Origin of the sequence: Dokdonella fugitiva (assembly GCF_004342425.1) — a bacterium.
In the GTDB taxonomy this organism is placed as follows: domain Bacteria; phylum Pseudomonadota; class Gammaproteobacteria; order Xanthomonadales; family Rhodanobacteraceae; genus Dokdonella_A; species Dokdonella_A fugitiva.
The window spans coordinates 1-12,390 of sequence record NZ_SLWQ01000014.1 but is presented as its reverse complement, the minus strand read 5'-3'; the positions used below and the strand labels follow the sequence as shown (position 1 = coordinate 12,390).

The window sequence follows — 12,390 nt, the reverse complement described above, 5'->3', positions numbered from 1 at the left end:
GAGATCGGGACCACACCATGCACTTCACGGAAAACTTGACCAGGTATCCATTGCGCGCCGTCATGAGCATCGTTTGCTTGCTGGCCCCGCTTGCCACGACGCCGCCTGCGGCATGGGCGCAACAGCCTGCCCCTCCCGAATCGACCGATGCGGTACTCGACCGCGCCAACACGATCCTGTCCGACACCGGCATCGCCGGTGCCAGCCTGGTGCTGCTGCGCGGCGACGACGTCGTGCTCGCCGATGGCGTCGGTCTTGCGGACGTGGCCGCGGCGAGACGGATGGATGCGCACACGCGCCTGCGCATCGGATCGGTCAGCAAGACATTCGTCGCCATTGCGGCGATGCAACTGGTGGAGCAGGGGCGGTTGTCGCTCGATGCGCCCGTGCGCACCCTCGCACCGGAACTGCCGTTGTCCAATCCGTGGGAAGCCACCGATCCGGTACGCGTGGTGCACCTGCTGGAACACGCGGCGGGCTTCGACGACATGCGTTTCCGCAATTTCCGGCGACACGGGGACGGTACCCTGCTGGCGGAACTGGGGCATTTCGACGCGGAACTGACCTCGCGCTGGCGCCCCGGTGAACGCTTCGCGTACGCCAACCCCGGCTACGGCGTGGCGGCCTACCTGATCGAGAAGATCAGTGGCGAGGACTATCGCGCCTATGTGCGCGAACACATCTGGAAGCCGCTCGGCATGAACGAAACGTTCTGGACGGCGCAGGAGGCCGGCACGGCGCTCGCGACCGGCTACGGCGACGACGGCGCCGCCAAGCCTTTCGACGATCTCTCGATGTATCCGGCCGGCGCCGTCGTCTCGACCGCCGCCGACATGGCCAAGCTGCTGCGCTGGTATGCCAGCCGCGGCACCAGCGTGCCGGGCGTGCTGTCGGCGGCCTCCATCGAGCGCATGGAGCACCCCGCGTCGACCCTGTCGGCACGCGCGGGCCTCGCCGCCGGCTATGGGTTTGGCAACGCCGTGCGCGAACGCGCCGGCGTGCCGCTTCATGGTCACGACGGCGGCATCACGGGTTTCTCGGCCGCGTTCCGCTATTCGCACGAGCCACGCCTGGGTTACGTGGTGATGATCAACCGCATGGACGCGGATACGCAGGGTCGCCTGGAGCGGCTGGCGATGGAGTACCTCATGCAGGGGGAAACACCGCCCGTCGCCGCGCAGGACACGCCACATGGCGACCTGGCGCCCTACGCCGGCTGGTACGAGATGGCCAGTCCCCGCAACGTCATCATGGCCGGCATCGAGCGCATGCTCGGCAACAATCGCATCGACATCGAAGGCGACGAAGTCGTCTTCCGCCACCCGCTGTTCGGCGAGATGGCCCGCTATCGCGCACTCGCCGGCGGACAACTGCGCCTGGTCGATGCGACCGCGCCCAGCGCGATATTCACGCGCGACGCCGACGGCGTGACCGCCCTCGTGACGCGCACGCAGTTCTACAGCCAGCGCGGTTTCCTCGCGGCGGGCCTGCCGGTCTACGCGTTTTTCGGTGCGATCTTCCTCCTGCTGTCCAGCGTGCTGTTCGCGCCGGTGTGGCTGTTGCGCATGGCCTTCGGCAAGCTGCGCGGGGCGCCGGGCAAGTCGGCACGGGTGCTGCCGGCGTTGGCCGCGATCGCGTTCCTCGCTGCAACCGCCTGCGCGATCGCGATGCCGGTCGACGGCGTATTCGAGCCGAACGTGTACAGCGTCGGCATCTGCGGTTTCACGCTGCTGTTCGCCGCACTCGCGATCGCGGCGCTGACGCAGGTCGTGCGGACATGGCGGCTGCCGATGAATGTGATCGCGCGCTGGCATGGCCTGCTGGTGGCCGTTGCGGCGTGCGGATTGACGATCTGGCTCGCCGTCAATCATCTGCTCGGCCTGCGCACCTGGCTGTGGTGAACCGGGGGTTTGTCATCCATGACTCCGGCTCATCGCGCCACAACGTCAGGTTATGGGCATCGACGATGTGAATCGCACCATCACATCGTTTCATTGGCGCGGCGCCGAACATATACCGATGATTCCACGCTTGGGAGGCCGGGTGGAAGTCATGGCGCACGACGATGTCGAGCGCTGGATCCGGCGGATCCGCGGCTGTCCGCGCGGATGTGCCAGGGCAAGGATCCGGGATCTTCCTCCGGCAGCATTCAACGAATCACGGAGGCCTCTGTCGTGTGCAATTCGATCCCATCGCCATTGGAGTTTCCGTACGGCCGCACGGACGCGCGGCTACCGCCCGTGCGCAACACGTCCACCAGAATGGCGCTTGCGTGCCTGTGCCTGGGCCTGGTCGCCTGCGCGATGATCGCGCCGCCCGCCAGGGCCGCCGAGATCAATAGACGCTGCGTCGGCACGGTCGCGCAATTGCAGCAGGCGATCGCCGATGCCAATGCCGGCGACGAGGGTTCCACGTGGGATATCCGTGTCAGGACCGGCACCTACTCTCTCAGCAATGGGCTGGCATTCAATCCGAGCGGAGACAAGGACGACAAGGAGTTCCTGTTGAGGGGCGGCTGGAACCAGGACTGCAGCCAGCAGACAACGCGCGATCCGTCCTTCACGACCCTATACGCTTCCAACGCTTTCCCCGCGCCGGAGGGGGCGGATTTCTTGTTCAAGGGCGACAATAGCGCCTACGTCATCTACGCAATCCACTTCAGTCGGTTCCACGTTTTCCAAGTGGACGACAAGTTCTGCAGTGCCGGCCAGATTTGCCCTGACACCGGCTATATGGTGATCAACAAAAATAAATTCTCGTATGGTGGCTGGGTATCCATCATCGCAAACGACGCAAATGCACTGGAGATGCAACAAAATCTTGTCGCGAATGTCGGTGGCTTGGGTGAGCGGGCTGTTTTCATCAGGGACGCCGCCGCGAGCGAGTCGGAGATCGGGTTCAATACGTTTGCCGATCTGGCCTGCGGCAGCACCGGCGAATATGGCCTGTACGTACGTACGAAAAATCCCGAATTCATGTTTCACCACAATATCGTGCGATCGACCTCTTGCGCGACGGATCTGTTTGTGGCTACCAGCATGGGCGGCATCCCGATCACGCCACGCAACAACCTGCTTCTGACTCATGGCGGCGGCGTGGAGGGCGACCTCATCGCCAATGGCAACGTCATCAGCGCCGATCCCCAGTTCGTCGATCCCGCGAAGGGCGACTACCGCCTGGCGGCCACCTCGCCGGCCGTGAACAAAGGCATGAGCCTGGTCCAGGCGCTGCAGGCCGACGTCTCCGTGCCGTCCACCGATCTGCGCGGACAGGTCCGCCTGGTTGGCACGCGCTACGATATCGGCGCCCACGAATCGCCCATCAACGACAACCTGCCGGCCGCGATCGTGGTCACCAGCAACAGCGACAGCGGGCCCGGTTCGCTGCGTGCGGCCATTGCCACGGCGAATGCATGGGTGGGCGACCCCGTGCCCCAGACCATCACGTTCGACATGCCCGGCAACTGCCCGCGCACGATCGCACTGCAGAGCCCGCTTCCGGACATCACGGACAGCGTGGTGATCGACGGGTATACGCAGCCCGGTTCGCAGCGCAACAGCGACAACATGGGCAGCGATGCCAGCGTCTGCGTGACACTGGTGCCGGCCGTGGCCGGTGTCACGCACGCGCTGCGGGTGGCATCGGATCAGCCGGCGACCACGACGCTGGTGGCCGATGGCTTGTCCTTCGGTTCCGCCTTCGCCGCGTTCGCCACTGCGGCGATCGACTTGCGGGGCGGCGAAGGTCACGTCGTGCGCGGCAGCGTGTTCGGCGGGCTGCTGCCGCAGGGTGGCTCGATCGGGAGCGTGCCGCGCGGCGTGATGTTGAGGGACAATGCCGTGGACGCGCACATCGGCGCCTCGGACGCCGCGTCGCGAAACTACTTCGGTGGACTGGGGAACAACGCGATCCAGATCTCCGGGAGCGCGACGAGCGGCCATTACATCGTGAACAACTACATCGGCGTGGCACCGAACGGCCTTGCCGTGCAGCCGAACGCCGCGGACGGCATCTATGCATTCGCCGGCGCGACCGGCGTGCGGATCCGCGACAACGTCATCGATGGCAGCGTGCGTGGCATCTATCTCGGCTCGAACACCCAGGGATTCACCGTGCTCGGCAATCGCATCGGCGTCAACGCGGCCGGCTACGGCGTCGCGCAGCACGCGAACGACGCAGGCATCGTGGTGGGTTCCGGCTCGGGCCATCACGCGATCGGCGAAGTCAACTCGTACCCGAACCTGATCTCCGGCAATCGCACCGCTGGCGTTCAGGTGCAGTCCTCCGCAGGCAGCGGCGTAACGATTGTAAACAACAGGATCTGGAACAATGGCCGCGACGGTATGGGACTGGGTATCGACCTCGGCGATCTCGGGCCGCTACCGAACGACGACGGCGACGCCGATGCCGGGCCGAACGGGCTGCAGAATTACCCCGTCATCATCGGCCTGGACCAGGACTCGACCCCGGCCAAGGTGACGGCGGCGTTGAACACACAGGCGGACACGTCGATCCTCTTCGCCTTCTATCATGCCCCCAACTGCCCCGGTGGACAGCGCGGCGCCGACGCGGAAAGCCTCGTCGGTCTCGCGATCGCGAGCATGAACAGCGGCAGCGGTGTCGTGTCGGTCGCAGTCGATCTGGATCCGACGCACTTGACGTCCGGCTACCTGGCGGCGACGGCAACCAACCTCGACACCGGCGATACCAGCGAACTGTCGCCGTGTTTTGCGGTGGACACGATCTTCCGGGATGCTTTCCAGAAGCGCGGACTGTAGCAGAGCCGCGCCACGACTCGAGACCGACGGCCGGTGCCGTCGAGCGCGGCGCGGTGTGATGCCCAGGTCCGGACGCGAAATGTTCCGCCGCTGTGCGGCTTGAACGGCTTTACCGGCAAGGACCCCGCGCAGCGCGCCGGTACCGGGGGCAAGACGGTTTGCGAACAACCCTCCCGGCCAACGATTGGATTGATGTCTCGTGACAGACCCGCCGGACATCGGAATGCATGCGAATCCGCCCGCGCGCGACCGCTGGCAGCCGGACATCGGCGGCCGGGCTGCGATCGACGTCGCGATGCGCAACCTCGTGCCCGTTCTCGGCGTGACGCTGCTTGCATGGTCGGCGGCGACCACGGTGGCGAGTTTCCTGCTGGACGCGGCATTGATGACGGCGACGTCCGTACTGGTGCTTTCCGGCAAGCACCGCGGCAATCGCGTAGCCGCGTGGCTTCGCTGGCCCGCGGTCATGCTGCTGTCGGCCGTCCTGCTGTTGCCGCATGCGTTGGCTGCCTGGCTGCTGACCCGGCTCTTCGGCTGTCGCCTCGAAGACCTGGTGGTCGCCGTACCGGGCTCGGGGTTCTGGCTCGGCCTGCTGCTGCAGGCCTTCCTGCAATGGCACACGTTGTACCGCGACACCTGCCGTGCCACGGACGCCGCCACGTCATCGAGAATCGCGCTGCGGATTGCGCATGCGTGGCTTCGCATCGTGCTGGCAGGCGCGGTGATCGCCTGGCTGGCGGTGTTCCAGCCGTGGTGGCCGTCGTTCGCATTCCGCGTGGCGGTGGTGGCCGCGCTGGCCGCGGTTTTCAGTGCCTGCGAGATCTATCCGGATCGCCTCCTGCGCTGGCTGCGCCGGCAGGGTCCCGCGCGCCGGATGTCGTTGCCATCCTGATGCCCGAACATGCCGGTCGCTGCTCGACCGGGCCAAACGGTTCATGCGGGCAACTCGCCGAAGCCGGCCTCATCCAGACTCGCCTTCGCAGCGGATGCCACGATGTCGATCACGACGACACCGACGCCGCTGCGCCTGCCGTCGGATACCCTGATGGCCAAGCCGTAGCTGGATGCCGAGCTGGCATCCAGCCGGCCCGCGACCGCCAGATCCCCGGTGGTCGGGTCGATCGCGAAGACATCGCCGGCATTGCCCGCAACGATGGCATAGCTCCATGCCGATGGCACGCTGCCGCCATCGGCGACCGCGAGCACCCTGCCGAATGATTCGCCCGACGCCATCCCCGGTGCGATCAGGAACACCTGGCCCGGGACGATTGCCGGCGCTTCGCCGCAATCGGTGATGCCGACCGTGACGTCGCCGAAGCCGCCCACCTTCCCGTCGGAGGCCTCCACCTTCAGGATGTACGCCGGCGATCCACCGCGCGCCTGCTGCACGACCGTCAGTCGGCCGGTCTCCGGATCGATCGCGAACAGCGCTTCGCCCCCGCCATGTGCACGCCGACGTGCAGGCGCCTGGCAGCGCCGCAGGGTGAACCGGTGCAGATCGCCCGCCGGCGACGCCGCCCGATCGTGCGGCTTCGGCGCTTCGGTCATGGCGATGCGGAATCGAAGCCGTCGACGAAGATCTCGTCGAGTTCGTAGGCACCGATGTCCACGTGGGCGCCCATCTTGCGGGGCAGGCCCAGAATGTCCAACGCCGGAAGCCCCCCCGCCGGCGCGTCGAAACCGGCGTCGACCAACGGCGATGTGCTCAGGATCGGTCGATCGAAGCACGGTACGCCACAAGGTGCGAACTGCGGATCCACCGAGCGATTCATTTCGTAGATGGCGGGGGGAAAGCCAGCGTACGACTCCAGGTCATTTGCGATCAGTTCGGAGGCGACGCTACCGAGGACCAGTGCCGCATCCGATCCCGGATTGTCCCAGAGGATGTTGTTGTTGAAATGGAGCATACCGCTGCTTTCCACGTACATCGCGGCACTTGCCGCGCCCTGCAACGGCATCGCGTCGCCCGTGACCACATTGTTGGTGATCGTGTTGTTGGTGATGTAGATTTCGCCTGCCAGGCTTTCGAAATGCACTGCCGAGGCCATGAAGCCCTGGTTGTCGACGAACACATTGTTGCGCAATGACACGGTGACGTTGCCGGAAGCGAACATGCCGCCACCGTAAAGCGCCGTATTCGCACTGAAGCGAACCGAATCGACTGCCACGGTAGCCGGCTCCGACCCGGAGGCCCCCCCCACGAACAATCCGCCTCCCGCATTGACGATCGAGCCGCCAAGTCCGCCATGCAGTATCAGATGACTGAGGGTCACATGACTGCCCGCGCGAAGGAGCAATGCCAGAGGCCGCGCTGTGCCTTGCCCATGGAGTACCGTCGCCGGTCCGGACCGCACAGTGCACCCGACATTCCATCCGCCACTGATCGAGATCGCCGGCTCACCATCCATGGCATCGTAGACCAGGTCATGGGAGAGCAGAATGAGCGCTGACCGGAATCGGATCGCATCTGCTTCCTGATTCTGGCGCGCCTCTTGGAGGCTCGCCTGGATCACGTCCGTGATGGTCTGGCCGATGGGCACATCGACCGGATCGATACAGAAGATCGCTGCGTGCGCCGGTATCGCCACAAGCAACATCGCAGCCGCTGCCATGCAGCCGCCCCGCAATACCCCGAACCGCTCGCACCCGCGGCGCCATGCCCAGGTCGTCATGGCGTCCTCCCCAACGGCACGTCGGCGTCGAACGAGATCGACGCAAGCGCAAGACTCTCGAAGCCGTCGACGAAGATCTCGTCGAGTTCGTAGGCACCGATGTCCACGTGAGCGCCCATCTTGCGGGGCAGGCCCATAATGTCGAGCGCCGCTCCTACGCCATCGGGCATGTCGTCCCCTGCATTCACTGCGGGTGAGTTCGGGCTCGGGCGCTGGTCCAAGCAGATCACGAAGCAGGCGGGCAGTTGCGGATCGACCGACAGGTTCGGCATGCCACCCGCTTCGGCCGCGGGCACGCGGGAGGCGCCGATGTCGTTGGCGGAAAGGCGGTAGATCCCGCCGTCGTCGAGGTAAAGGTCGTAGCCGTCGGATACGGGCGAGCCATCCGGAGTGTTGCCCCAGATGATGTTGTTGGTGAACGAGAAGTGTGCTTCTTCACCGGAACCGTAAGGGCCGGCATAGAAGGCCATGGGATCGCCGACGACCGTGGCGTTGCGCGTAATCGTATTGTTGATGAAGAAAGCGTCACCATCCAACGCGACCAGGGCAGCGGCTCCGGTCACCGATTCGTTTCCGGCAAAGAGGCTGTTCCTGACGCGCAGGTATCCAAAGCCCGAAGCCACCAGAGCCCCACCGACCGAGTCGCTGGTGCCGTTCAGGAATCGGGCCGAGTCGACCGTGACCGCCGCCAACTCGTTCTGCATGTGCACGCAAAGAGCACACGTCTTGCTGCGGTAAAATGAAATGTGTTCAAGAATCACCTTGTCGACACCGTGCAGCAGCACGGTCAGCGGCATGATCTGGTCGTGCCCATCGAGCATCGTGATGTCCGTTCGCACCGTGCAGTCGTCGTTGTAGCCGCCGCCGATGTACAACAGCTCGTGGTCGCTGTCCACCGCCTCTGTGTCGTATTCGAGCCCGTCCGTCAGGCTCAGCAGTCCCGACCGGAATTTGATGTAGTCCGGCTCGCCATTCGTCCGCGCGATCTCCAGCGCAATGTGGGCGCCTGCCTCGTTGACGACGCAGAAATCGGCTGCCGCGGCGAGGCGTGTCGTGACGAGCGCCAGCAGGACGAGCAGCGGCAGGATGCTCGCGGCGGACCGCAGCCGGCGAAACGCGTCACGCAGCGGATGGACCTCCCGGCGCCTGTCCGTGGCAATCGCGCGAAGCCGCGCCGCCTGCCCCGGTGCGACGGTCGCCTTCTTGTTCCGGCGCTCGCTCCACGACGCCGTTCGCCGATCTGGCCCTGCGGGCGGCGCTACGGCCGATGATTCTTCATGAAAGTTCATGTGTTCCTCTCCCCAGTTTCGCGCCGCACAGGAACGCCGCGATGTCCGCGGTGCGTTCCTTTTCATTCCGACATTTCAGCCCGCAACTCGCGTACTCGTCGAAGCAGGTGCGAGACGGCACCAGCGCCGTGTCGCCCCGCGCCGGCCACCACTCGGAGCATGCAGAGAAATCGGGTCCAGCCGGGCTTTCCCGGTCGCGCGCCCGGTACACGTTTGGAAGCGCTCCCACGGATCGGGCACTGCCCGACTCGATCCGCGAGCGAGCCCTCCTGGTTTTGCCATCGGGTCTGTCTTCCAACCGCTCAGCCGTCGAAGCCGTCCTGGAAAATGACATCCGATTCGCCGGGTCCGGACACCGTGACGTTCACGACGCCGACGCCGTCCAGTTCGCCGTCGGTCACCTTGATGGCGAGTGCGTAAGCCGGCATCGCGGTGGAATCGAGCGCATCCGGATTGGCAACCGTCAGCACGCCGCTGTCCGCGTCGATCGCGAAAGCGTCACCGGTGTTGCCGTCGACGATCGCATAGGTGATCGCATGGGGCTGCGGCAGATAGTCGTCGGTCGCCGTTACCGTGCCGACGATGGCGCCTTGCGCGGCCGATTCGTCGACGACGAAGGCCTGGTCTTCCGCAACCGTGGGCGCGATGTTCGGCTGCACGAACTCGTAAGCGCCCATGTCGACGCTGGCACCCATGACGCGCGCCGCACCCAGCAGATCCGTCTGCGCCAAACCTCCCGCGGGATCGCCGACACCCGCGTCGATCAGTGGCGACGCGGCACTCAACGGATAGTTCGAGCAGAACGCGCAAGCGACAAACAGAGGATCGATCGATACGTTCAGGTCGCTGTCGTCGCCCGGCATGCCCTGAGTCGATCCGATGTCGTTGGCAACGAGATGGTACGGATCGCCGCCCGCGGGAGGCGCAACGAGCTGCAGGTCATACGAAGGGCTTGCGCCGTTGCCCCAGACGATGTTGTTGTCCACGCGGAACTGGGCCGAAGCGTCGTTGGCCTGGAGATGCACCGCTGACGCGTTGTCGCTCACGTTGGCAGTGATCGTGTTGTTCGATATGTCGACCATGCCTTTCGATACGACTCCGATCGCGGCACCGCCAGCGCCTTGCGCGACGTTGCCTGCGAGGAGGCTGTTGCGAAGCGAAAAGTGACTGCCACCACCGACGTTGGATATCACGGCAATCCCTCCTCCGAAACCGGACGCCACGTTCGAGATCAGGCGCACCGCATCCAGGTGCAGCTCGGCCGAACTGCCCTGCAGCTGCGCGAATACGCCGCCACCGCGGCCAGAATCTCCCGGCGTGTTTTCGACACGACCACCGGCGATGGTCACGTGGTCCATGAATACCGGAGCCCCCAGAACGAGCTTGATGACCTGAACCTGTGTATTTCCGTTGAGCTTCGAGACTCCGATGCGCTGCACGCAGTCGGCGTCATAGCCACCACTGATCGTCAACGCGTGCTGGTCCGCACCGGGGACCTGCGTGTTGTACACGAGCCCTGCGCTGAGAATGTAGTCGCCCGCCTGAATGCGAATCTCGTCCGGTTCGGCGTTCGAAAGGGCATCGTCCAGCGCGATCTGGAGGCCGGCGGTCGCGTCGACGCAGAACATCTCTGCGTGTGCGATCGAACTGGCCATGGCCAGCACGACTCCCACGGCGCAAGTCAGAACGGTGGCGCTGGGAAGCTTGGCGTTGGCTTTCGATATGCAGTTCATGGATCTGTCCCGGATGTCGCGATCTTGGTGGAATGGAATGGCCCGCTGCGTCGATTGCCGTGTGACGATCGAGCCCATCTCGATACGTCGACAGTCGAACGCCAATGCACCGCGGACGGCCGTTATGCTCGCGGAGCAAACTTCGGATATCCAATGAAAGATTTTGATCCGTCGATCAGGATTCCGAATCGAACCGGCGTGACTGGAATTGCGACGACGTCCGTTTCGCGGCGAGCCCCCGAGCCCTGCTCGCATTGCACGGCGCCGGAGCCGATGGGACCGATGGCCGCGGCCTATCGAGGCGGCGCGGAACGCAGAACTCTGCGGGCATTGAGCTTCTGCTCGACAAATCCGCTGGCCGGCGGCTTGGGGAGGAGCCGCCGGCCAGCGTGACCCGCTACGATCTCGATTTCCACATCACTTCGAAGAGAGATTGGGGAATGTCTCTCAAGCAACCGACTTGCTCGGTCACTGGCAGTGCTGAGGTGGCAGATCGAAGCCGTCGCGGAACACCACTTCCCCTTCGGGGAAGACCGCGAAGCTCACCGACTCGCTGGCGCTGACGCCATCGGGCACGGTGGTCGCGATGAATATTGCTGTGTAGGGCGTGAGCGAGGCGTCACCTTCGCCCAGCACGCCACTCAACCAACCTGTGGTCGGGTCGACCGACAGCGATGCCGGCAAACCTGCAATCGAATAGGCGAGTGCCTGGCCATTCGGTGCGACGAAGAGACGGGAGAGATCCAGATCCACCGCATCCCCCACCGTATGGATCTGCGGATCCAGCTGGCAGCTGACCTCGGGAGCGTCCGCGGTGATCGTGATGCTCACCTTGGCAGCGCTGCACGCACCATGGATGTCGCACGCCTCATACCAGAAGCTGTCGTCACCGACGCTGGCGGCAATGTCGTGCGTGTAGCTGAACGTCCCGTTCTGGTTGAGCGCGACTTCGCCCTTCGACGGCTGACTGATCAGCGTCGCCGTCAACGTCGCCGTTTCACCCTCATCGGGGTCGCTGTCGTTCGCCAGCACCGATGTCTCGCCGTCCGCCAGCGTGTCCGCCGTGCCGCCCGGTGCCAGCGTAACGGTGGTGTCGTTCATGGCCAAGGGGAGTTGATTGATGACGTCGGCGCCAATGACGATCGACACGCGGCCCGGCATGCAGGCGCCATGCACGTCGCACGCCTGATACCAGAAGGCATCGGACGTCGCCATCGCAACCGTGTGCGTGTAGCTGAACGTGCCGTCCGTCGCGAGCACCACCATGCCGGCCGTTGGAGCGACAAGCAGTTTGGCGCTCAAGGCATCGCCATCGGGATCGAAATCGTTCTGCAGCACGCTGGCGAGGTCGCCGGTCAGGATCGTCTGCGTACCCAAGGGGGCAACCTGCATTGCATCGTCGACGACCGCCGGCAGACGGTTCTGCGCACCTGTCGTTATCGTGATGGAGACGATACCGACATTGCAGGCGGCGTGCGCGTCGCAGACTTCGTATTCAAAGCTGTCCGCACCGGCGTCGACCGTATTGGCGTAGAGGAACGTTCCGTCCGGATTCAAGGTCAGCGTACCTGCTGTCGGTGCGACCGCCATCGTGACGGTCAGCGAAGCGGTTTCGCCCGCATCCGGATCGAGATCGTTCCACAGTACGCTGGCTGCACCTCCGGTCAGCGTCGTGGCCGTACCGAGCGGTTCGAGCTGGATTGCATCGTCGATCGCGACAGGAGCCATGTTCTCCACGCCCGGCCCGCCGACCACGTCGGTCACGTTCACCGTCACCGTGCCCGTGCCGCTCAGCGCACCGTCCGAGACCTCGATCGTCAGCACGTAGCTCGACTGCGTCTCGTAGTCGAGCGCTGCCGCGACCGTCAGCGCACCCGTCGCCGGATCGATCGCGAACGCACCGTTCGTGTTGCCCGCC

At 65.0% G+C, this 12,390-nt stretch carries 8 protein-coding genes; 3 read left to right on the top strand and 5 right to left on the bottom strand.

Annotation, left to right across the window (positions count from 1 at the left end):
• The first annotated feature begins 62 nt into the window (after positions 1 to 62).
• From EV148_RS17305 to EV148_RS17295, 3 genes are all read left to right on the top strand, one after another.
• Positions 63 to 1,901: a serine hydrolase domain-containing protein gene (locus tag EV148_RS17305; RefSeq protein WP_158287529.1), complete on the top strand. Its 1,839-nt coding sequence runs from the start codon at positions 63 to 65 to the stop codon at positions 1,899 to 1,901.
• Positions 1,902 to 2,240: 339 nt separating this feature from the next.
• A complete protein-coding gene (locus EV148_RS17300) occupies positions 2,241 to 4,778 on the top strand; it encodes a choice-of-anchor Q domain-containing protein (RefSeq protein ID WP_132000111.1) in 2,538 nt (845 codons plus the stop codon).
• Positions 4,779 to 5,073: 295 nt separating this feature from the next.
• Positions 5,074 to 5,670 carry a hypothetical protein gene (locus EV148_RS17295; protein ID WP_132000110.1) on the top strand — a complete coding sequence of 199 codons (597 nt, stop codon included), beginning with the start codon at positions 5,074 to 5,076 and terminating at the stop codon, positions 5,668 to 5,670.
• Positions 5,671 to 5,711: 41 nt separating this feature from the next.
• Here EV148_RS17295 and EV148_RS17290 read toward each other — a convergent pair whose 3' ends face one another.
• The 5 genes from EV148_RS17290 to EV148_RS17270 form a co-directional block, all read right to left on the bottom strand.
• Positions 5,712 to 6,326 (bottom strand): cadherin repeat domain-containing protein, encoded by a 615-nt coding sequence (locus EV148_RS17290; RefSeq protein ID WP_132000109.1) that lies wholly within the window; start codon positions 6,324 to 6,326, stop codon positions 5,712 to 5,714.
• Entirely contained in the window at positions 6,323 to 7,450 is a 1,128-nt protein-coding gene (locus EV148_RS17285; protein WP_132000108.1) for a right-handed parallel beta-helix repeat-containing protein, read from the bottom strand. Before EV148_RS17285 ends, EV148_RS17290 begins: the two co-directional genes overlap by 4 nt.
• Complete coding sequence (locus EV148_RS17280) at positions 7,447 to 8,739, bottom strand: choice-of-anchor Q domain-containing protein (protein ID WP_132000107.1); 1,293 nt, start codon at positions 8,737 to 8,739, stop codon at positions 7,447 to 7,449. The genes EV148_RS17285 and EV148_RS17280 overlap by 4 nt, the downstream gene beginning before the upstream one ends.
• Before the next feature lie 302 nt (positions 8,740 to 9,041).
• Positions 9,042 to 10,550, bottom strand: a complete 1,509-nt coding sequence (locus tag EV148_RS17275) for a cadherin repeat domain-containing protein (RefSeq protein WP_158287528.1) — start codon at positions 10,548 to 10,550, stop codon at positions 9,042 to 9,044.
• Positions 10,551 to 10,940: 390 nt separating this feature from the next.
• On the bottom strand, positions 10,941 to 12,390 hold a 1,450-nt coding region (locus EV148_RS17270; RefSeq protein ID WP_132000105.1), incomplete at its 5' end, for an Ig-like domain-containing protein.